Origin of the sequence: Roseburia sp. 1XD42-69 (assembly GCF_003612565.1) — a bacterium.
GTDB lineage: Bacteria > Bacillota > Clostridia > Lachnospirales > Lachnospiraceae > Roseburia_B.
Genome location: NZ_RAZG01000063.1, coordinates 1 through 19,411 on the forward strand (window position 1 = coordinate 1; position 19,411 = coordinate 19,411).

The 19,411-nt window shown below is 44.7% G+C and carries 21 protein-coding genes and 3 pseudogenes; 19 read left to right on the top strand and 5 right to left on the bottom strand.

The genetic code is table 11. From position 1 onward, the window contains the following. Window positions 1-78: 78 nt before the first annotated feature. Window positions 79-1,136: pseudogene (locus tag D7Y06_RS28350) on the top strand (DUF6017 domain-containing protein). A 47-nt stretch (window positions 1,137-1,183) separates the two neighbouring features. Here D7Y06_RS28350 and D7Y06_RS19740 read toward each other — a convergent pair. Beyond that, window positions 1,184-1,408 (bottom strand): helix-turn-helix domain-containing protein, encoded by a 225-nt coding sequence (locus D7Y06_RS19740; RefSeq protein WP_120409401.1) that lies wholly within the window; start codon window positions 1,406-1,408, stop codon window positions 1,184-1,186. Between the two features lie 112 nt (window positions 1,409-1,520). Here D7Y06_RS19740 and D7Y06_RS19745 point away from each other — a divergent pair, with 112 nt between their 5' ends. The 8 genes and pseudogenes from D7Y06_RS19745 to D7Y06_RS19780 form a co-directional block, all read left to right on the top strand. Continuing rightward, window positions 1,521-1,844, top strand: coding sequence for a hypothetical protein (locus tag D7Y06_RS19745; protein ID WP_120409402.1), 324 nt, complete (start codon window positions 1,521-1,523; stop codon window positions 1,842-1,844). Window positions 1,845-1,874: 30 nt separating this feature from the next. Further along, a complete protein-coding gene (locus D7Y06_RS19750) occupies window positions 1,875-2,240 on the top strand; it encodes a hypothetical protein (protein WP_120409403.1) in 366 nt (121 codons plus the stop codon). Between the two features lie 229 nt (window positions 2,241-2,469). Then, complete coding sequence (locus D7Y06_RS19755) at window positions 2,470-3,132, top strand: hypothetical protein (protein WP_120409404.1); 663 nt, start codon at window positions 2,470-2,472, stop codon at window positions 3,130-3,132. A gap of 138 nt (window positions 3,133-3,270) precedes the next feature. Continuing rightward, the gene (locus tag D7Y06_RS19760; RefSeq protein WP_120409405.1) at window positions 3,271-3,747 is read left to right on the top strand and encodes a PcfB family protein; all 477 of its coding nucleotides are present in this window, start codon (window positions 3,271-3,273) and stop codon (window positions 3,745-3,747) included. Continuing rightward, window positions 3,744-4,256 (top strand): annotated as a pseudogene (locus D7Y06_RS19765) (VirD4-like conjugal transfer protein, CD1115 family); the annotation flags it as partial. The gene D7Y06_RS19760 and the pseudogene D7Y06_RS19765, both read left to right, overlap by 4 nt. A gap of 178 nt (window positions 4,257-4,434) precedes the next feature. Then, window positions 4,435-4,746, top strand: coding sequence for a SymE family type I addiction module toxin (locus D7Y06_RS19770; RefSeq protein WP_120409407.1), 312 nt, complete (start codon window positions 4,435-4,437; stop codon window positions 4,744-4,746). A gap of 16 nt (window positions 4,747-4,762) precedes the next feature. Further along, window positions 4,763-5,356: a ParA family protein gene (locus D7Y06_RS19775; RefSeq protein ID WP_120409408.1), complete on the top strand. Its 594-nt coding sequence runs from the start codon at window positions 4,763-4,765 to the stop codon at window positions 5,354-5,356. After that, a pseudogene (locus D7Y06_RS19780) lies at window positions 5,347-5,736 on the top strand (N-acetylmuramoyl-L-alanine amidase); the annotation flags it as partial. The gene D7Y06_RS19775 and the pseudogene D7Y06_RS19780, both read left to right, overlap by 10 nt. A 631-nt stretch (window positions 5,737-6,367) precedes the next feature. Here D7Y06_RS19780 and D7Y06_RS19785 read toward each other — a convergent pair. Both D7Y06_RS19785 and D7Y06_RS19790 read right to left on the bottom strand, forming a co-directional pair. Further along, window positions 6,368-7,663 (bottom strand): sensor histidine kinase, encoded by a 1,296-nt coding sequence (locus tag D7Y06_RS19785; protein WP_120409409.1) that lies wholly within the window; start codon window positions 7,661-7,663, stop codon window positions 6,368-6,370. Further along, on the bottom strand, window positions 7,644-8,402 hold the full coding sequence (locus D7Y06_RS19790; RefSeq protein WP_330566539.1) for a response regulator transcription factor: 759 nt from the start codon (window positions 8,400-8,402) through the stop codon (window positions 7,644-7,646). Before D7Y06_RS19790 ends, D7Y06_RS19785 begins: the two co-directional genes overlap by 20 nt. 143 nt (window positions 8,403-8,545) lie before the next feature. Between D7Y06_RS19790 and D7Y06_RS19795 the strand changes: the two genes are divergently transcribed. The 5 genes from D7Y06_RS19795 (at window position 8,546) to D7Y06_RS19815 (ending at window position 13,168) form a co-directional block, all read left to right on the top strand. After that, entirely contained in the window at window positions 8,546-9,205 is a 660-nt protein-coding gene (locus D7Y06_RS19795; protein ID WP_147415726.1) for a hypothetical protein, read from the top strand. Window positions 9,206-9,224: 19 nt separating this feature from the next. Continuing rightward, a complete protein-coding gene (locus D7Y06_RS19800; RefSeq protein WP_120409411.1) occupies window positions 9,225-10,442 on the top strand; it encodes an ABC transporter permease in 1,218 nt (405 codons plus the stop codon). 3 nt (window positions 10,443-10,445) lie between these two features. Then, the gene (locus D7Y06_RS19805; RefSeq protein ID WP_120409412.1) at window positions 10,446-11,888 is read left to right on the top strand and encodes an ABC transporter permease; all 1,443 of its coding nucleotides are present in this window, start codon (window positions 10,446-10,448) and stop codon (window positions 11,886-11,888) included. Between the two features lie 42 nt (window positions 11,889-11,930). Beyond that, window positions 11,931-12,560 (top strand): ABC transporter ATP-binding protein, encoded by a 630-nt coding sequence (locus D7Y06_RS19810; protein ID WP_120409413.1) that lies wholly within the window; start codon window positions 11,931-11,933, stop codon window positions 12,558-12,560. Window positions 12,561-12,826: 266 nt separating this feature from the next. Beyond that, window positions 12,827-13,168, top strand: a complete 342-nt coding sequence (locus tag D7Y06_RS19815; protein ID WP_016291295.1) for a response regulator — start codon at window positions 12,827-12,829, stop codon at window positions 13,166-13,168. Between the two features lie 168 nt (window positions 13,169-13,336). Here the strand turns inward: D7Y06_RS19815 and D7Y06_RS19820 are convergent, their stop codons facing one another. Together D7Y06_RS19820 and D7Y06_RS19825 are read right to left on the bottom strand one after the other, a co-directional pair. Then, the gene (locus D7Y06_RS19820; protein WP_016291293.1) at window positions 13,337-14,077 is read right to left on the bottom strand and encodes a hypothetical protein; all 741 of its coding nucleotides are present in this window, start codon (window positions 14,075-14,077) and stop codon (window positions 13,337-13,339) included. Then, complete coding sequence (locus tag D7Y06_RS19825) at window positions 14,074-14,631, bottom strand: RNA polymerase sigma factor (RefSeq protein WP_016291292.1); 558 nt, start codon at window positions 14,629-14,631, stop codon at window positions 14,074-14,076. The genes D7Y06_RS19820 and D7Y06_RS19825 overlap by 4 nt, the downstream gene beginning before the upstream one ends. Window positions 14,632-14,737: 106 nt before the next feature. Between D7Y06_RS19825 and D7Y06_RS19830 the strand changes: the two genes are divergently transcribed. The 5 genes from D7Y06_RS19830 to D7Y06_RS19850 all read left to right on the top strand — a co-directional run bounded on the left by D7Y06_RS19830 (window position 14,738) and on the right by D7Y06_RS19850 (window position 19,151). After that, window positions 14,738-15,148: a C39 family peptidase gene (locus D7Y06_RS19830; RefSeq protein ID WP_016302994.1), complete on the top strand. Its 411-nt coding sequence runs from the start codon at window positions 14,738-14,740 to the stop codon at window positions 15,146-15,148. A gap of 337 nt (window positions 15,149-15,485) precedes the next feature. After that, the gene (locus D7Y06_RS19835; RefSeq protein ID WP_016291291.1) at window positions 15,486-16,199 is read left to right on the top strand and encodes a LytR/AlgR family response regulator transcription factor; all 714 of its coding nucleotides are present in this window, start codon (window positions 15,486-15,488) and stop codon (window positions 16,197-16,199) included. Window positions 16,200-16,224: 25 nt separating this feature from the next. Continuing rightward, a complete protein-coding gene (locus D7Y06_RS19840; protein ID WP_022741675.1) occupies window positions 16,225-17,619 on the top strand; it encodes a sensor histidine kinase in 1,395 nt (464 codons plus the stop codon). Beyond that, window positions 17,612-18,364, top strand: coding sequence for a hypothetical protein (locus tag D7Y06_RS19845; RefSeq protein ID WP_016302992.1), 753 nt, complete (start codon window positions 17,612-17,614; stop codon window positions 18,362-18,364). Before D7Y06_RS19840 ends, D7Y06_RS19845 begins: the two co-directional genes overlap by 8 nt. Window positions 18,365-18,527: 163 nt before the next feature. Continuing rightward, on the top strand, window positions 18,528-19,151 hold the full coding sequence (locus tag D7Y06_RS19850) for a DUF6033 family protein (protein ID WP_016291288.1): 624 nt from the start codon (window positions 18,528-18,530) through the stop codon (window positions 19,149-19,151). Window positions 19,152-19,411 lie beyond the last annotated feature (260 nt).

A 19,411-nucleotide genomic window follows, 5' to 3' on the forward strand; every position in this document is an offset into this window, starting at 1 on the left:
TCTGTTGTCTAATTTTAGAAATTTATTAACCAAGTAGTCTTGATTGACTACACCATTATTATACTAGGAGGCGGCAAAATGGGCGAGCCATTGAAGTTTGATTATTACTATGGCATTGAAGCAGAGCAGTTTTCTTTTTACCGTGTTCCCCGCCTGCTGATTAAAGACGAGCGTTTCAAGGGGCTTAGCAGCGATGCTAAGCTCCTGTATGGGCTGATGCTTGACAGGATGTCAATGTCCATGAAAAATGGGTGGCTGGACGATGAAAACAGGGCATATATCATATACACAATAGAGAATATCAGGGAAGATTTAGGATGCAGCAAAGAGAAGGCTGTAAAAGTCCTTGCGGAACTGGATGCAAGCAAAGGGATAGGGCTTATTGAAAAGATACGCCGGGGGCTTGGTAAACCGGATATTATTTATGTGAAGAATTTTATTATACAAGATGAGGGCAGGAAAGAGCCTTCTAATGCTGATGTTTCCGCAGAAGTCGGGAAAACCGACTTCAAGAGGTCGGAAAAGCCGACTTCAAGAAGTCAGGAAAACCGACTTCAGGAGGTCGGAAAAACCGATTTCAGCAGGTCGGAAAAACTGACTTCAAGAGGTCGGGAAAACCAACTTCAAGAAGTCGGGGAATCAGACCCTAATTATACTGACTATAATCAGATTGAAAAGAACTATACTGTATGAGTTATACCAATCCTATCAATCAATCCACGGGAAAAGCTGATGCGATTGATGCGATAGATGAAACAAGCGCATATATGGCACTGATCCGTGGCAATCTGGATTATGAACACCACATGAAATATGGGCAGCATGGTGATAGGGAGATGTATGAGGAAATCTATGAAACCGTCTGCGATGTGGTCTGCGTAAAGCGAAAGACAATCCGCATCAATGGGGAAGAATACCCTTATGAGCTTGTAAAATCCCGCTTTTTGAAGCTGAACAGCAGCCATGTGGAGTATGTTATGGGCTGTATGAGGGAAACTGTCACAAAGATTACCAACATCAGGGCATATCTGATTACGGCGCTTTACAATGCCCCTTCAACCATGAGCCATTATTACCAGCAGGAGGTACAGCATGATATGTATGGCGGAGGGTGGGCAGAAAAAGGAATTACTTAACAAACTTCTGGACACAATGTCCAGAGGCGGCAAAAAAACAGAGCAGTTTATTCTTTCGTCTGCTCTGTATCCGGTGTAAATTCAGCGATGTCATTCAGGGAAAAGCCCTCGCCTAAGATATTCAGTATCATGTTCAGTGTGTGGGTGGTAACGGACTGGTTATTTTTCAGCCGCTGGATCTGTGACCGGCTGACACCGTAGCGGGTATAAAGACTGTACTGACTGATTCCGTTTTTCTTCAATGTTTGGAAAAGTTTGTCGAATTTAATCATAATATGCGATATTTCCCTCCGTTTCCTGCTTGAATATGTTTTATTATGCTCCTATAATGGAGATGGTTATAGTTACTAAAAATGGAGATGAAATATAAAGGAGTACATGGTGATGGACAAAAAAGAGCTGCGGAAAAGATATGACAAACTGGACGGAATGGGAAAAGCATTGCTATTGGAAAAGCTGGCTTTCTGTAAATTTGCAGACCACTACGATTTTGGAAATTATTTTAGGATAGGGGAATTAAAGGACAGTGAACTGCTCTGCCTTGCCAGTTTCCTCTATCATCATGAATGTTTCCTGATGTTGATGGATATTATGAACCATTATAAAGAGAGGTTTATCTTCGCTGACACTTCCCTCTTACGGGAGTTTGAACCGGATAATACCCTTATGGAAAGGATTTCAAGGATTGACATTTTGAAAGATGTATAAAAAAATAGGTATAAGGAGATGCAGGGGCTTATGGAGAAAAAATCATACATTACATTGGAAGAACAGAAAAAATGCCGGAAGGTGGCGGATGCCTTTGCAGAGCTTGAGGATGTGGACATTGTGGTAGTTGATGCTGGCAGGTACGGTTTTGTAAAGCTGCAATATTATACACCACCAACAGGCTTTGAGAATGATTCTACTTTCACGGACAGCAGAGAAATGTTTGAAGATTTGTGGGAGGAATGGCTTCATACACAGATCATTGTGCTTGCAAGGGAAATGGGCGCAGGTGATATTGACTACGATAATTTTTTCAAACGATTGCCAGAAGAAAAGCAGAATGAGCTTATGGGCAGGAAACAGATTTTCGCAGAAACAGCGGGAATAGAAATATAATGGGCCTGACAAAGTGTGGCGGGCGGCATTTTCAGCCTTGCCGGAAGTGTGATTATCTTTTCAATCACACTTCCGGCAAGGTTTCCAGGGGTACGGGGGTGGAAGACCCCTGTCTTAAAAAAATGATAAGTTGAGAACAGCGTAAGGGCAGTTATGAGTCAGTAGATTTGTAGCTGCCCTTTTTTTATTGTTTCCGGCAAGTGAATCAGGAAACGGGAAGGAGATTACTATGGAATCGTTACGGGATGTCAGGAGGGCAATGGAACGTGAGATAAAGAAAGGGAGCTGCCCGCTTATGTTTGACAGGCTGGAGTTTGGCGGCAAGCCTTTCCAGTTTATCATGTCAGAGGAAAAGCTGGATGAAGTGCTTGCGTATCTGTTAAGGCTAAAGTCTTTCCGGCAGTATGCGGAGAAAACCATAATCAACAACGTGTATATGGACTTGGATATGCTCTGTAGGAAGCCGCAGTTTAAACGTACCCATTCCGTCATAGACCGGGAGGGGATTTATGCGAGGGCGCAGAGGTACAAAAAGAGGTTACAGCCGGATTATGACAGGGGGCTGTGCCTGGAAACGGTGCGGTGCGTCTTTACACTTCCAGAGGGTGAGGCGGAGAAATACCGGATAACCCATGACGGGCAGGAAACCTATGCCTTTATCATGTCAAACAAATATATCCTCGGCCTGTTTACCCATTGTGAAGCGGCAAGGAAATCCGTTGTTTCGGACGGGGTGGGGTATGGACACCTTACAGGGCAGGAACAGAGGATCGTGCTGCTTGAGGCCGTGGGGGAAGTGCTGTTCCAGGCATTATTGCTTGATGATGTGGAGTATGCGGGTAATGAGCTGTCTGCCAATCTCCACACGGTCTATTGCTTAAATGAAAAATGATAACTTCTGGACATGATGTCCAGAAGTGGGAGGGAGAAATAGATGTATTTTAAAGTGAAGATTGTCTATGGCATTATCTGCCGGGGGATTCCCCCTTAGTGCATGGGTTTTCATAAAAACGCAACAGGGAGGTGCTTCATGCAGGAGGAAGTAACACAAAAAACGATTGCCCTTGTGATCAAGACCGCAAAATTAGACGCCAACGTGCTAAAAGCCGCAATGAGGATGTACCTGAACCACCATAAGCAGAAAGCACAGAAAACGCATGGGAAAACTTCTGTGAAAAAGCTCGTTGGCGAGGGCGTGGGGGTATCGTCGATTGAGGTCACGGACGGCAATATCAAATCTTTTGAGCGTACAGCCCGGAAGTACAATGTTGATTTTGCCATTAAGAAAGACAAGACAACCGAACCGCCTAAGTATGTGGTGCTTTTCAAGGGCAGGGATGCCGATGCAATCGCACAGGCATTCAAGGAATTTGTTTATGGTAATGAGAAAAAGAAAGGCAGGGTTTCCCTGAGAGAGAAGCTGGAGCATTTCAAGGACGCAGTGTCGCAGGACAAGAACCGGGAACGGAGCCGGGAGAAGAACAAGGACAGGGGGCAGAGCCTATGAGCAATATAATAAACGGCATTGCCAAAGACCTGAAAGCCATTCCGAAGAACCTTAAGGCAAAGACCGGGAACATTGACAAAAAGAAACTTTTCCTGATGAATCTGCCCTATATGCTTACCGGATATTTCTGTGACAAAGTGGCGTGTCTGTGGAGGGTATCGCCGGGGCAGGACGCTTCCGCAAAGATGATGGAAGTCATGGCGGGGCTGGAAGGTTTATTTTCCAATCCACTGCCGAGTTTCTATCCGAGTGACCTTCTGATCGGGGTGTGCTGCGGCATCGCTTTACGGCTTGCGGTATATTTCAAAGCAAAGAACGCCAAGAAGTTCCGGCATGGCATGGAGTACGGTTCCGCCAGGTGGGGCAACGCAAAGGACATAGAGCCTTACATGGATTCTGTGTTTGAGAACAATATCCTGCTGACGCAGACAGAGAGGCTGATGATGTCGGGCAGGCCGAAACAGCCAAAGTACGCAAGGAATAAAAATATCCTTGTTATTGGTGATAGCGTTATTATAGGACTAAGCTGAACAGCTGACAGAAATCAGGGAGCCGCACAGGTTTAGTCCTTTTAGTAACTGGCGGGGGAAACAACGGCGCCGGGTTCTCCGCCCACATCATCATCCGGGCATCTTCCTTTGCCCAAGGGAAGAGCCTGGTATCTATCAAATCAGGAGGAATTTCCATATGGCAGATAAAAAGACAAGGAACATTAAAGTGTGCAGGCAGCCGGGATATAATCGTAAGCCGGCGCCGGAAATTAAGCTTAGCGGGCAGTGGCTGAAAGAAATAGGGTTTGAAATCGGGTCGCTGATAAAGGTGCAGTGCGAGGACGGGAAGCTGGTCATCCTGTTGGATAAGGCCAGGGAGGAAGAGCTGGAAGCGGAGAGGGCTTTCATGGAGGCGGAGACAAGGAAGCTGAAAATGCGCTTTGAGGCGGAGAAAGAGGATATCCGCGCAAGGTTTGTGGCAGAGCGGCGAGCACAGTATGGAGCATAATAGAGGAGAAGAAAATATGGGAAAGATCATAATATTAGGTTCGGAGAAGGGCGGCGTGGCGAAGACCACATCAACGTTCAATCTCGCATATGCACTGGCAAAGGAAGGGAAGAAGGTTCTGGCTGTTGATTTTGACAGCCAGGCGAACCTCTCCACCTGCTTCGGGATTGAGGACACGGCGGCAGTGCCGGTGACAATCGGGCATCTAATGATGCACAGGATTGAGGACGAAGAACTTCCCGATGCATCGGAGTATATCCAGAGCAGGAACGGCGTGGATTTTATCCCCTCATCCATCATGCTGTCCGTGGTGGAAGCAAAGCTGAGGCTGGAAATGGGGGCGGAGCGGATGCTGTCCGGGATTCTGGAGCCTTTGAAGGAAAGATATGATTACATACTGGTGGATACCTGCCCTTCGCTGGGGAGCCTGACCATCAATGCGCTTTCGGAGGCTGACGGAGTAATCATCACTGTCAATCCCCAGCTCCTGGCGATGATGGGGCTGCAGGACTTCCTGAAAACGGTAGGCAAGATCAGGAGCCGCATCAACCCCGCCCTGCAGGTGGAGGGCATCCTGCTGACCATGTGCGATGCGAGGACGAACCTCTGAAGAATGCCTGTGTTGACCCACGGTTTAAATATGTCGTAAGGGGCTGTGCGGAATATGTGGAGTGGCTTGGGCAGAAGGAGAACCCGGACGGGAGAGGATGGGCTGCCGGGGCAGGCTATGGGGAGAAGATTCTTGTCATCTTGAAAGGCATTCTGGGTATGACGGGAGGGGATGTGTTCCGGCCATATCTGGTGTGGGTGTCCATCCCTGACCTGAACATTCGGAAAGAACCTGGGACGGATAAGGAGAAGACAGGGAAGTACACGGGAACCGGTATTTTCACAATCGTTGAGGAGGCTGATGGGAAAGGGGCTTCCAAGTGGGGAAAGCTGAAAAGCGGAGCTGGATGGATTTCATTAGATTTCTGCGAGAGAGTATAGGAGGGATTAAAAAATCATTGACAGCGGCACAGGCGGCTATTTCCAAATGATGCCATAGGATTTTGGGTACTCGCAGGCGAAAGTATTGAAGAATGGCTTAAAATCAAGGGTTTTAAGGCTTGGTGGGGTTCATCACAGTGGTGGGTGAACCCCGCTTTTTGGTGTTTTTTAATGCCGCTGATAGGATGGCGATTGGGGCAAAATTATACTATCACGCAAAAGTATACTATCACGCAAAAGTCGGGGGTTTCCGTGATAGTATAAAACGGAAAGGTAAAAAGGGGTAGGATATTGGCGATTTTGGCTGAAAGGCGTATTAGCTTGACGGAAAATGCTGTCGGAAAACGGGATATATGATACAAACACGGAAACTGCTCGGAGTTTTCGTGTTTGTATATGAGTTTCCGTGATAGTTTGGAGTTTTGCGTGATAGTATACAGAAGAACGATAAAAAAGAATGGAATATTGATGAAACAAGGAAAAGGGCCGCTTGTGTATAATGCCATTAATTTAAGATGATATAAGCCCCCTTGGTGTGGAACATTATTTTAAAGTAAGCAGAAAGCAATACCATAAACAAAGTTGGCGCAACTTGCTTTCCTGCTCATTATTCAATAGGCGATTGGGGCTCCTATTTTAACGGAAGTGTAAGAAAAAAAGTAGCTCCACCACCTTCTGTATTCTTTATCCCGACATCCGCAGACAAAAATTCTGCCAACTCTTTTGCTATGCTTAGTCCAAGACCAAAATGTGACTTATCCGTATGTGACTTATCGGCACAGTAAAAGCGGTCAAAAATGTAAGGTTTGTCCTCGGCAGAGATTCCCTGTCCGTGATCAATAACAGAAATAGTTATAGCCTTGCGTGACAGAGTGGCTTTTATTTGGATTGATGCTTTCGTTTCAGAATGAGAAATGGCATTATCCATAAAAATGCTTAAGATCTGAAAAAGGTATTCCCGGTCTGTGTATAGTACGGGAAAGTGGATATCCATAAAATCTGCATCTAAAGGAATTCCTTTTTGGCCGCATATCGGTTCATAAGCTTCATAAAGGGCGATCAGCAAAGTATCAATATTTACCATTGTTTTATTGATATTGCGTGTTCCGGAATCTGAGGAGGCCAGTAAAAGCATATCTTTAATCAACTTTGACATTCGCATAGTTTCTGCATCTATAATATTCGCGGCCTTTTTAATATCCGGTATGCCGTCGCTTAATCTGTTTATTTTGTCATTGTTGGCAAGTATGACTGCAAGCGGCGCTTTTAGCTCGTGGGAGGCAGCGGCAATAAAACCTTTCTGGCTTTGTAATACTTTTTCGGTTGGTTCTATAGCGTGTTTCAGCAGAAATCGGCTTACAATTATGATACAGAATAAGGAGATAACCCATAGCAGTATATAAAAAGGCAGTTGTTTCCCTATCAGTTCAAAAATTGTCTTTTGCTGATGCAGCAGGCTCAGATAAAACAGGGTTCCGTTTTTGTCAATGACAACAGCCGGTATTCCCCAATATTTATCATGTGAACTACCGGAAAAAGATAAAACCCCGCCTTGTGTTGTAGCCTTTGTCTGATCCAATGCTGTGACAGATTCAACACTTGCCTTCTCTGTAAATTGACTTAACAAAAAGGTTATATCGGTTGGAAATGAGAGAGGGCTTTGATAAATCACATTTCCCTGTGCATCCTTTAGAACGGCAAAAATGGAATAGTTATCTTCGTAGGGCTTAATAACCGTTTGCGGGCTTTTTTCCGGATTTTCCAGTTCATAAATCATTAACATAGAAAGCCGTCCGAAAAAAATACTGTCGTTTTGCTGTTTATTATCAATGAAATCATTGCATAAAATTCCAATAATGACGGTTATGATAGACATAATGGAACTGATAAAAATAAGATGAAGTTTTTTATATAAATGCTCCAGCATTTTTGCCCTCCAATTTATAGCCAGATCCGTAAACCGTTTTTATTTCGCAGCAGCTTCCTATCTCCCGTAACCTTTTCCTGAGAAACGAAATATAATTATCCACGTTTCCGGGTACGATGTCTGTATCGGTTCCCCAAATTTTGTATATCAGCTGCTCTCTGGTAATGAGGGATTGGGGGTGGTTTATAAAGGCAGACAGTACCTCGGACTCTTTCGCAGTTAAAAGCAGGGAATTTTTGCCGCATGACAAGATACGTTCCATCTGATTGAAAGACAGATCAGAAAAGCAAATGTGCATTTCCTGTTTTATTTCGGCGGGACGCCTGGTCAGCGCTCTGATGCGGGCAAGCAGTTCTGCGATATGAAAAGGTTTTACCAGATAGTCATCTGCACCATTGTCCAGTCCCTCTATCCTGTCATTTAGTTCTGACATCCCCGTAATAATAATGGCAGGAATTGCAATTCCCTTCCGGCGCATGGCCTTAATAATTGTCATTCCGTCAATGATGGGGAGCATACGGTCAACGACTGCCAGGTCATAGCAGTATTCTATATTCAGTGCGTGGATCATGGCGGTTTCCCCATCATAGCAGCAGTCAACTATATATCCGGCTTTTTGCAGTTCATCCTGTATGGAACTGCAAAGTTCTATATCATCTTCAAGCAATAGTATTTTCATGATATCAAATCCTCTTTCCATGGTGTTGTTCCACATATGGCTGGAAAGACATTTTTCCATTTGCGGGTTCCTCTTTTCTATTCAGTATAGCAGATAATTCTATAAAAATCCTATAAAAAGTGACGTTTAAATCGATTCCGGTTACAAGATTTTTTTAGGACTTTGCAGTTAAAATGAAAAAAAACAGAAAGGAAGTTTTTATTATGAAAAATCAAAAAATGTGGAAAGGTTTAGTAATTGGATTGTGCATATCAGCTCTTACAGGATGTGGCACTGGAGCAGATGAAAAGACAGGGGGTGGGAATATGCCTGCAACAGAGTATCAAAGCAGCATATTTGATGACGAGGATATGCATTCAGATGAAAATGATAACATTGCTCCTAAAGCAGATAATGCAGATGGCAATAGCAGCCAGGAAAACAAAGACAGTTCCCTGCCGGATGGGAATGGAACAAACGGAGCGGACGCTTCGCAGGAGAACCAGAGCAATACCACGGCTAATGGTACAGATGAGAAAGTAGATGCAGACAGCCTGTATGCATCAGCGGCTATCACAGGGAGCGTTGTGGAATTTTCGGATGGCAGCTGTACAGTAAGTGCCGCCACAACAGAAGATGACGGAAAAACTGGCGTAGTTGCCGCACCTGGGTATGAAAGTGAAGATACAAATGTAGTGGTGACATATCAGGAGGGCTGTGTGGTTCAGATTGCAACTATCTATACTTCAACCGGGACTGCAGAATTGGAGCAGGCATCTGTAGCTGACATTAAGAAACAGTCAAGTGTTATTATCTATGGGAGCTTTGAGGACACACATCATGTAACGGCTACAAAAGTTATCATATGCCATAGAACAGCCTGAACAGCAGGAGGTATTCATTTTGAAATTCTATCAGCTTGCCTTCCGGTATTTATGCCGGAAGAAGTCTAAAACATTTATTTTGCTTTTGGTATTGCTGTTCATAAACAGCATGATCCTGGGTTCTTACATGATTCTGCATGCCACAGAGGATTCCCGGATTACTATGCAGGAAAAGATGGGGACCAAGGCGGTACTGGAAGTGAAGGGGAGTGACCGATTTATTACGGAAAATGAGGTCAGGAAAATCCGGGATATGGATGGAGTGATATCTGTCAACCGCATGGCTGACAGTGCCGTTTATCCCGTTAATTTTAATCCCATTACAAACAGTGATTCCGAGGATGAAAATAACTGGAAGGTAACGCTGCTGTCTTATGATGAGCTGGAACGTGACAGCGCCTTTAGTGACTTAAGATACCGCCTGATGAAGGGGGATATGATTACGGAGAGCTCTGGGAAAGGGGCTGTGATCAATTTTGCGCTGGCGGATGCAAATGGCCTTGAAATAGGGGATGAGATGGAAGTCGGGACAGAAACAGGGAGTGTGATCAATGTAAAGATCATAGGTGTTTTTGTTGCGGGAAGTGAGAGAAACCAGATGGATACCCTGCCGGCGGTAAACCGTATCGAAAACCAGATTTTTATTGACAATGAATCCTATACGGGGCTATTCGATAATGCGGGTTACCGTAAGATAGCGGTATATACCAAAAAACCGGATCAGGTAGATGTTCTGGTACAGGAATTAAAAGATTTTTTGGGCAGCAGAGTGGAGATCACCACTGCTGATATATTATATCGTCAGCTGGAGGTGCCGCTGAACAGGATAGTCCGTGTGATGAAACTTATGCTGGTATTCACGCTGGCTGCAGGGGTGACAATTACTTCAATATTACTCTGTATGTGGATGAGGTCGAGAAAAAGGGAAATTGCTGTTTTTATCAGTATGGGAAAAAAGAAAACGGATATTCTTATGCAGGTTTTTATGGAAACGGCAGCCGTCTTTTGTTTGTCTGTATTTGGCGCCTGTGTAATAGGAAGTGGGATGGCAGGAATTATGAAGGAACTGCTCATGAAAGAAAATACGGCAGTTCTCCTGTCAGTTTCCTTACAGGCAGGGGATATTGCAGCAATGTTCTTTGCAGGAGGCTGTATAGCGGTTATTGCTGTCTGTATTTCATTGCTGCCCATTTTAAGGGCAAACCCAAAAGACATTTTATCAAAAATGGAGGGATAGTAAATGAGAGGTTTTAGTTTGGCATGGCGTTCTGTTATCAGAAAACCTGTAAAAAGCATCCTGCTGTTTGTAACTGTATTTACCATCAGCCTGCTACTGTTGGCTGGAATGAGCAGTGGAAAAGCAACTGTTCAGATGCAGGATAATACAAGGCAGGCAGTCGGGGCAGGGCTTCTGCTGGAAGAAAATGAGGCAGACCGGCATCGGAGGATTGATGAGTTATCAAGGCAGCTTGATCATAAGGAAGGCAGCCTGGGCGGATACCATCAGGAAAAAATTACAATAAACGGAGTAGAAAACTGGAGAACATGGACGGATAATTCTTTTGAAACCCTGTTAGTGGAGGATATCGAAAAAATAGCGGGTACAGAAGGAATTGCCGATTACAATATTACAACAGTGACAACGGCTGCAAGACCAGTTGGTTTTATCCGCATTGAGGACGAGGATGTGGATCAGTATAGCGACCTTGGAGGTGTGTCGTTGGTCGGGAACAAAGATATGTCCATGGATTCCAATTTTCTTTCGGGAAATGCTTTTATCATGGATGGCAGAATGATTAAAGAAGGTGAAAAGGATGTCTGTGTCATTTCGGCAGAGCTTGCAGATAAAAACCAATTAGAAATTGGAAGCAGAATAAGTTTTGGCAACTGCCGGAATAAAGAGGATCCTATGGTTTATGAAGCAGAAGTTGTCGGCATCTATCAGGTAAACCAACCAATAGCTCCTTATATGTATGGGGATACTTACCGGTCTGAAAATATTATTTTTACGGATTTGGATTTCCCTGAAAAGGTGGATGGAAAGGCAGGCGACCCATTATATGAAAAGGCATATTTTAAGATTGCAGATGTGGATGAATATGAAGCTGTAAAGATAAGTGTAATGGGGGTAGATATAGCGTGGGAAAGGTATGACCTAATTGACAATAACGGAAATATGAATACCCTGTCCGCAAATTTTAATGAAATGGAGAAGTACAGCAGAACTTTAGTCTGGGTAATTTCAGGGGCAGGCCTGATTATCCTGTTCCTTATTTTTCAGTTCTGGATGAAAAGCCGGAATAGGGAAATTGGAATCATGCTGTCAATGGGAACTTCAAAAATACGGATTTTGGCCCAGATCATGGCAGAAGCACTTATGATTGCAGCAGTGGCTGTGTTGGTTTCCTTCTTGGCGGCACCGGGAGTGTCAGGCCTGACGGCGGATTATCTGGTAGAACAGCAGGTACAGAGTGCGGGAGAACAGGATTTACTGGATGAAGGGAAAGTGGCATTGTCTTATGAAAAGTCAGAGCAGAATGTGGTGGGCGTGCAGGCAGAAATTACTTCCGGGATGTTAATACAGGATGTTTCGGGCATTGCCCTGCTTATTGTGATATCTGTATGTGTATCGGGTATTGGCATATTGAAAAGAAATCCCAAAGATATCCTGCAGGATTTATAAAACAGTTTATGTGCGCAGGTGTAAATAAGGAGGATGGTTGAAATGATATTAGAAGCAAAAAATATAGAATATGTATATAAATCCCAAAAGGACAGGAAAGTTTTAGGCGATATTTCTGTGCGGTTTGAAGAAAAAAAGTTTTATGCCATTATCGGAGCCAGCGGAGCCGGAAAAACAACTCTCTTATCTTTGCTGGCAGGGCTTGACAGTCCAACAGGAGGCACCGTTCTATATGAAGGGGAAGATATCCTTGCGAAGGGTTTGAATTACCACAGAAAGAACCATGTATCCTTAGTTTTTCAGGAGTATAACCTGATTGATTATCTCACCACGGAGGAAAACGTAAGGCTGGGAGGAACAGATAAGCCGGGGGAACTGCTTACAAAAGTGAATATCCCACAGGAAGCATGGAAAAGAAATGTAATGAAGCTGTCCGGTGGGCAACAGCAACGTGTAGCGATTGCAAGGGCGCTGGCAAGCAATGCAAAAGTCTTATTGGCAGATGAGCCGACCGGGAATCTGGATGAACAGACGGCAGAGGGAATTATTGAGTTATTAAGGCAGACTGCGCATGAGTTGGGGAAATGCGTAATCGTTGTTACGCATAGTAAATATTTGGCAAATGAGGCAGATGAAATTGTGCAGATTACGAATGGAATAATTGATTCATAGAATGAAGGAACCCTACAAAAGCAAACCGCCGCACTATGGCCATCATCCGCCATATACGGCGGTCTGCCTTTTCCGCAGGCAGGCCGGGCGGCCTGATTTGGAAAGCGGGGAAATAAGAGGTAATATGCTTACACGGCCAGTATGGGCTGTGCGCTTATAGTCATTTCGTGCAATTTATGGGAGTTTTGTGCAATGGGATTTGATAGGATACCCCATAATCCGATATAATTTATAGTGGAGAAAAACACAGAATTGAGGGAAATGCGATGAAGATAGCGGTCTGTGATGACAGCAGGGAGGACAGGGGCGCGCTACGGGCGCTGCTGGAAGCCTGCGGGCATGATTTTGAGATAAGGGAATACGGCTCTGGCGAAGAGCTGTATGCGGATATGGGATATGTACGGGAATGCAGCATAGTGTTCCTTGACATCAACATGGAAGGCATGGATAAGGCAGTTGTATTAGTGACACATGATCCTCATATTGCAAGTTACTGTAAGAAAATATATTTCTTGGATGAAGGAAGAGTAGGCCGGCCATGTGTCAGGAATGGTAATCAGGGTGATTTTTATGACGAGATTATACATCATATGGCTTCGCTTCAATAACAAAAGACAGCAAGGAGCTTATTCTTCAATGGTCTGTGGTGTTTTCTTTCTTGTCATTGTCGCTCCTTTCTATCTGCGGTATAGAAAAAGGACAGTCGAATTAACGTCGGCTGCCCTTATAAAATTGCACTTGGATTTTAAGGTGTTGCTCGATAAATTGTAGTTGTTTTACCTTTGTCCAGCTTGTGTTTCGCTTTTGATTTGTTCCATTTCAGTTGCTACATATTCAGCGGTTATCTTTTGATATTCCCCATTAGCTTTTGGGAAAGATACTGACTTGAGCAACTTGGCAGAGTAAGTCTGTGCAGGTTCATTTTCAAGGTCATTTGTGTATATTTCAACAACAGCATATCCAACAATGTTTTCTCCTTCGTGAATTATGATATTGATATATGCCGTAGTTCCCATATACCGTTCAAAATCGCTCTCGCCTGTTCGAGATAGGTTAGTCCAATATACAGTAGTATCATTTCTAGTGTTGAACGATGAGCCTAAATATGTTATTTTGTTGCCCTCCCAAAGAAGCAATGTCCCGCCATCAACTGATACTTCAAAACTTAAATCGTCGTATTCCGTAACGGATAGTTTTAATGGAAGTCCCGGTCGGCTGCTCATAGCAAGGCTCCACTTATAATCTGTTGGCAACCCTATACCTTCCTGCATGGTTATTTCTTCATCTGATGAAGCGGCATACACTGTGATTGTCAAAAAGCCCGGCGCAATGATAACGTCTGGAACAGAAATTTTGAAAAGCACTCCGGCTACCAAAGCTACGCATAAGCAAGCCGCCATAGCCGCCCATTTGAGCCAACCATTCTTTTTCTTCGTCTTTGTTTGAGCTTCCTCAATAAACTGATTATCGACATTCGTAATGCTGTTATACAGCTTTGAGATTTCCTTTTCTTTCATAGGGAATAGCCCTCCTTTTCAAGTTTGGATTTTAGATTTTGCCTAAGTCGGTACATTTTCTTCGCCATATTTGCCGGGGACATACCGCTTTCTTGTGCAAGTGTATTTACTGTTTCACCATTCCAATAACGACGCATGAAAAGAATACGGTCATTTTGCGGTAATGACGCAAGCCATGTGTTTATGATGTTGGTTAACTCTTGTTCTTCAATTTGGTGTTCAACAGTAGCAGGGGACGGTATGCAGTCCTCCAACTCATTTAGAAGCTGCTCCATGCCCGCATAGCGTTTTTGGCGGTGATTTTTCTTCCAAAGGTCAAAAGCGATATTTCGGACTACTTTACCAAGCCATGCGCCAAGTTTGTCGGGCTTCTGTGGTGGTATTGAGTTCCAAGCCCGCAAATATGTATCATTAACACATTCGTCAGCGTCGGAACTTGTTGACAGTATGTTCAATGCAATCCTGTGGCAAAAGGCTCCATATTTCGTTGCTGTTTCTGAAATTGCAGCTTCATCACGCTTAAAATATAAGCTAATGATTTGTAAGTCCTCCATTTCAATCCCCCTCCGCAAGAATTATGTTCTTGAAAGCTTTCACTTATAAAGACGACATTTCAGGAATGATATTCCCTGTACATTTACAAAATTATAAACTTTCTTTTTGAATATTTCTACCGCCAGAAAAGTAGAATACACAAAAGCTAAAGATGAATCGTACACTCCAGACAAAATCGCCGCATACAGTGTGGAAAATGGATATTATGTGGAAGGAACCGGCACATCATGGGCCTTGATGGAGGATTTACCAAAGCTGTATGGCATTAAAGTCTCATCCATAAGCTCAAGTGCAAATAATATGAGGGCAGTGCTTGATAATGGCGGAATCATCATATGTGCTATGGGGAAAGGGGATTTCACAATATCCGGTCATTACATTGTCATATATGGGTATGATAACGAAGGATTTATGGTAAACGATCCTAACTGTGTAGCAAGGAGCGGCAGGAGATGGGCATTCAGTGAGATTGAAAATCAGATTAAAAGTATATGGGTATATGACAAAGAGAAATAAACCTTAAGTTACATAGGATAAGGAGCAGTAAGAAAGGAACCATACAAAAGACAAACTGCCGCACAATGGCCTTCATCTACCATATGCGGCGGTCTGCTTTTTTCCCAGGCAGGCAAGGCGGCCTGATAACGGAAATTACTTGGAAAGCGGCGAAATAAGAGGTAATATGCTTACACGGCGGTTTGCGTTTCCCCCATATCGGACGAATGGCGAAATTGCATTTGGCGTTTTGGGGTGATGGGAGGAAAAGAATTCACGCTGTCAAATCCGCTATTCACGCTATCGGCGTTAGACTATTTCCCGTTTTTTACGATATAAAAAGTGAGAGCCGGAGGAGGTGGATTTTATAAAAATTGCGATCTGTGATGATGAAAAGAATATAAGGGCTTACTTATCCTCTCTGGTCAGGAAACAGGGGGCGGAGTGTGAAATTGCAGAGTATGCGTCTGCGGACGAATATTTGCTGGATCAAACGGAGTATGACCTGCTGTTCTTAGATATAGAGCTGGATGGAGCGGCATCCGGTATGGACGGGATGGAACTGGCAAGGCGGATAAGAGGCATGGAACTGGAGAGGCAGCCGGTCATTATTTTTGTCACGGGATACGAAAAGTATGTGTATGACGCTTTTGACGTGGGGGCATTCCAATATCTCCTGAAACCTATTGACGAACAGAGATTTGCCGAGGTTTTTGACCGGGCGGCGGCGCAGATCATATTTGAGGCGGAACAGAAAAAGAAAACGCTGGTCATCCAGTATGGGTGTGAAAGCAGGGCTGTACCAATTCATAGCATTTATTATATTGAGAGCCGTAACCATAAGGTGGTGCTGTACCTCAAAGATGGGGAACTGGAATATTATGAGAAGATCGGCAGGCTGGAGGAAGAACTGCAGGGGCAGTTTTTCCGGATACACAGGGGGTATCTCGTCAACCTCGCCTATGTCGAGGGGTATGACAAAACAGAGGTGACGCTTACCAACGGCATCAGGCTGCCCCTTTCAAAAAGATATGAGGACTTTGCGGCGGCATACCTTCAATTTGTGCAGTAAGGGGGGAGAAGAAAATTTGAGCGAAATGGGTTTTATGCTGTTTCAGCATATAGCGTCAGGGGGTGAAACGGTTTTATGTGCGTTCTGTATGGCTGTCTTTTTCCGCCCATATACGGCAGGACGCAAAAATAGGATGCAAAAAAATATTGCAGTTTTTCTGGCCTATGGGATGGTGTATTTGATGGGGGAAGCGTTTTCTGTTTCAGGCTGGCTGTGCATGGTGATCGTGATCCTCCTGTTGATGGCAGGCGGCAGATGGCTGTGCATGGAAAGAAAACAGGTTTTTTTGTATGGCATACTGTTCTTTTGCACCAGGGATATGGGCAGGCTGATAACGGAAAGCCTGTATTATCTTTTCAATGGGAAAATCGTGCAGGGGCTGGACAATGAAAATATGATATACCGTAATGTCGCGGCAGGGTATTCTGCATTCATGGTATTGAGGATCATACTGCTGCTTGCCATGCTGCTGTTCTTAAGTAAAAAACTGGAGAAGGGGCCGCCGGAACTGCATACAAAAGAACTATGCTATCTATGTCTGACGCCAGTTGTGGGCATTCTGTTTGAGAATATCATTTTCCGCCTGCTCTTTACTGTTAAGGAAAATGTGGTTTTCTCGCTTTATGGTCAGTACCCTGCATTTATCGGGCTGGTGCCGCTGATAGCAGTCCTGTTTTATGCAGGCATGGTGGTCACGGTGGCGTCATGGCAGGAGATGGTAGGGCTGCAGGAGGAGAAAAAGAAGTATTTCGTGGAACAGCAGCAGCTTGCGGCCATAAGGGAACGGATAGGGGAAGTGGAGCAGTTCTATGACGGGATACGCCGGATGAAGCATGAGATGAAAAACCATCTCACAAACATAAAGGGTTTGGCGGGGAGCGGCAGTTATGAGGAAATGGAACAGTATATTGCCAGGATGGACGAGAGCATGGATGCGTTTGAGATGTCTGTCAGGACAGGGAACGCTGTTACAGATGTGATCGTGAATGACAAGCAGAAAGCCGCAGAAAGGATGGGCATACGGTTCAGGTCTGATTTCGTGTACCCGGCATCGGACAGGTATAATGCGTATGACATTGCGATCATTGTAAACAACCTGCTGCAGAATGCGCTGGAAGCCTGTGGGAGGATGACGTCGGGGGAAAGATATATCTCCCTTTCCGGCAGCAGGAAAAACAGATTTTTTCTCATATCTGTAAAGAATTCCTTTGAGGGGGAGGTGGTATTTGATAAAAGCACGAATCTTCCGGTTTCCACGAAAGCGCCGGATGTACCGGGAGGCCCGGCCCCGCTGCATGGCATAGGTTTATCGAATGTCAGGCGTGAGGCGGCGAAATACCTGGGAAATGTGGACATTAAAGTCAGGAAAAATGAGTTCAGCGTAACAGTGCTGTTACAGGAAAGGAGCAACCATGAATAACACGATCAATGTAAACTACATGACAAGAACGTACAGCAATTTCTTGAAAAACAATGAAGCAAAGGGCGGCAAGGCTGAAAGCCCGTCTTTTTGTGACAGGGTGGCGGAAAAGAGCCAGAATGTATCAGAAACGGGAAAGGCGGGGGCTGTTTCAACAAAGGACATGACAATGGATGAGTATAAGCAGTATATCCATGAAAAGATTTCACAGATCCCCATGCACCCGACCCGTATGTCGGAGAATATTTCCATCCATATTTCAGAAGCGGGGTTTGAAGCGATGAAAAATGACCCGGAGTATGAGGCGTGGGTGCTGAATGACCTGCGGACAGGATGGGCGCAGCCGGACAGATGGGCAGGCGTCTGCGGAGGGGCTTATTCCACCATCTATTACGGGGCAACAAAAGAGGAGTGCCATGCGCAGATGTGGAGCGCAGGATACCAGAACGGAAGCGGGAAAAGCCTGTTTGACGGCAGGGCAAAAGACAGCTTTTGGGAACGCAGGACAGAGCAGAAAAAACGGACGGAGGCGCAGATAAAAAAGGAGCAGGAGAAGAAAAGGATGCAGGAAGAAATCAATGCGAAGGCGGCGATGGAAAAAAGCGATGCGCACAGGCGGCTGATGTCACAGTGGGCAAAAGAGGCCGTATATTCCGATTCCGTTCTGGCAAGATCGGGGACTGCGGCAACAGCAAATGCTGCTTATGAAGCAAATTTCGTCATGGCAGATAATTCATCCATTTGATCTGAGACTGCCAGGATATACAGGAAGTTGTGGATGTGCCATATGAAGCGGCGGGCATTTTGAAGTAAGGAAGATCATGCCCGGACTTACCATAAGGGGGCATGGGCGGCTCCGAATGACAGAGGGGCCGCCGATAAAATAAAATCATAAGGAGGACGAAATCATGGCAATTTCAGGAATTGGAAGCAACTACAGCAATGTGTATGGGAGTACATACACGGCACAGAAAAATGAGGCAGTAAAGAAAACAGAAACGAAGGAAAATGCACCTGCACAAGCGAAGAACACAGGGACAGACAGCGTATCGGATTATTATTCCTACCTGCAGAAGAATTATGACTGTGTAAAGAATGGCAGTGTGGCAATTTCCGGTTCTTATCTGAAGGAGTGTGCAAAGAACCCGGAAAAGGCGAAAGAACTGGAAGAAAGCCTTGCTTACTTCAAAGAAGGTTATGAAAGCGGCCTTAAGAGTGCCCAGGCCAATGCAAGGGCTATCGGGGCAAGGGTGGTGGACCATACGGAAAGCTGGAGCATCGACAGCACAGGGAATATAACCATGATGGCGTCCACCACGGTAACTTCCGACAGCGGGGTAAAAGGCTGGAAGGAACTGGCAGAGGAACGGGAGGAAAAATTAAAGGAGAAAAAGGAGCAGGAACGCGCCGAGGAAAAGAGAAAAGAGCAGAAGGAACAGGAAGAAGAACGGCTGGAAAAGATTCAGGTTTCAGCGCAGCCGACGACCGTCATATCGGATGCGTACCATAAGCCTGTTGACATCAAGGCGTAAATGACACTCTGAGCGAGAGGGATACACTGTTGGTGATAAGAGAGATGAAACTTTTTTGAGGGCTGGTTCGTATTATTAACGGATGATAGATTCTTTCAATTTATGACAAAAAGGTCACCATAAAATATATGGAAACAATGGAGAGAAGGTTTTTGTTATATTGAGAATCGGAGAGCAAACAATTTCAGTGAAAGGGGGTGTTTGTCATGAAGTTTGACAGGGGAAGTTAGGTTGTATGTCCGCATGGAGGCATAAACTGC

Bases quoted from the DNA above. Each gene is read 5' to 3' on its own strand.
- D7Y06_RS19740 (WP_120409401.1), bottom strand. From the start codon at position 1,408: ATGATTAAATTCGACAAACTTTTCCAAACATTGAAGAAAAACGGAATC.
- D7Y06_RS19745 (WP_120409402.1), top strand. From the start codon at position 1,521: ATGGACAAAAAAGAGCTGCGGAAAAGATATGACAAACTGGACGGAATG.
- D7Y06_RS19750 (WP_120409403.1), top strand. From the start codon at position 1,875: ATGGAGAAAAAATCATACATTACATTGGAAGAACAGAAAAAATGCCGG.
- D7Y06_RS19755 (WP_120409404.1), top strand. From the start codon at position 2,470: ATGGAATCGTTACGGGATGTCAGGAGGGCAATGGAACGTGAGATAAAG.
- D7Y06_RS19760 (WP_120409405.1), top strand. From the start codon at position 3,271: ATGCAGGAGGAAGTAACACAAAAAACGATTGCCCTTGTGATCAAGACC.
- D7Y06_RS19770 (WP_120409407.1), top strand. From the start codon at position 4,435: ATGGCAGATAAAAAGACAAGGAACATTAAAGTGTGCAGGCAGCCGGGA.
- D7Y06_RS19775 (WP_120409408.1), top strand. From the start codon at position 4,763: ATGGGAAAGATCATAATATTAGGTTCGGAGAAGGGCGGCGTGGCGAAG.
- D7Y06_RS19785 (WP_120409409.1), bottom strand. From the start codon at position 7,663: ATGCTGGAGCATTTATATAAAAAACTTCATCTTATTTTTATCAGTTCC.
- D7Y06_RS19790 (WP_330566539.1), bottom strand. From the start codon at position 8,402: ATGGAAAAATGTCTTTCCAGCCATATGTGGAACAACACCATGGAAAGA.
- D7Y06_RS19795 (WP_147415726.1), top strand. From the start codon at position 8,546: ATGAAAAATCAAAAAATGTGGAAAGGTTTAGTAATTGGATTGTGCATA.
- D7Y06_RS19805 (WP_120409412.1), top strand. From the start codon at position 10,446: ATGAGAGGTTTTAGTTTGGCATGGCGTTCTGTTATCAGAAAACCTGTA.
- D7Y06_RS19810 (WP_120409413.1), top strand. From the start codon at position 11,931: ATGATATTAGAAGCAAAAAATATAGAATATGTATATAAATCCCAAAAG.
- D7Y06_RS19815 (WP_016291295.1), top strand. From the start codon at position 12,827: ATGAAGATAGCGGTCTGTGATGACAGCAGGGAGGACAGGGGCGCGCTA.
- D7Y06_RS19820 (WP_016291293.1), bottom strand. From the start codon at position 14,077: ATGAAAGAAAAGGAAATCTCAAAGCTGTATAACAGCATTACGAATGTC.
- D7Y06_RS19825 (WP_016291292.1), bottom strand. From the start codon at position 14,631: ATGGAGGACTTACAAATCATTAGCTTATATTTTAAGCGTGATGAAGCT.
- D7Y06_RS19840 (WP_022741675.1), top strand. From the start codon at position 16,225: ATGGGTTTTATGCTGTTTCAGCATATAGCGTCAGGGGGTGAAACGGTT.
- D7Y06_RS19845 (WP_016302992.1), top strand. From the start codon at position 17,612: ATGAATAACACGATCAATGTAAACTACATGACAAGAACGTACAGCAAT.
- D7Y06_RS19850 (WP_016291288.1), top strand. From the start codon at position 18,528: ATGGCAATTTCAGGAATTGGAAGCAACTACAGCAATGTGTATGGGAGT.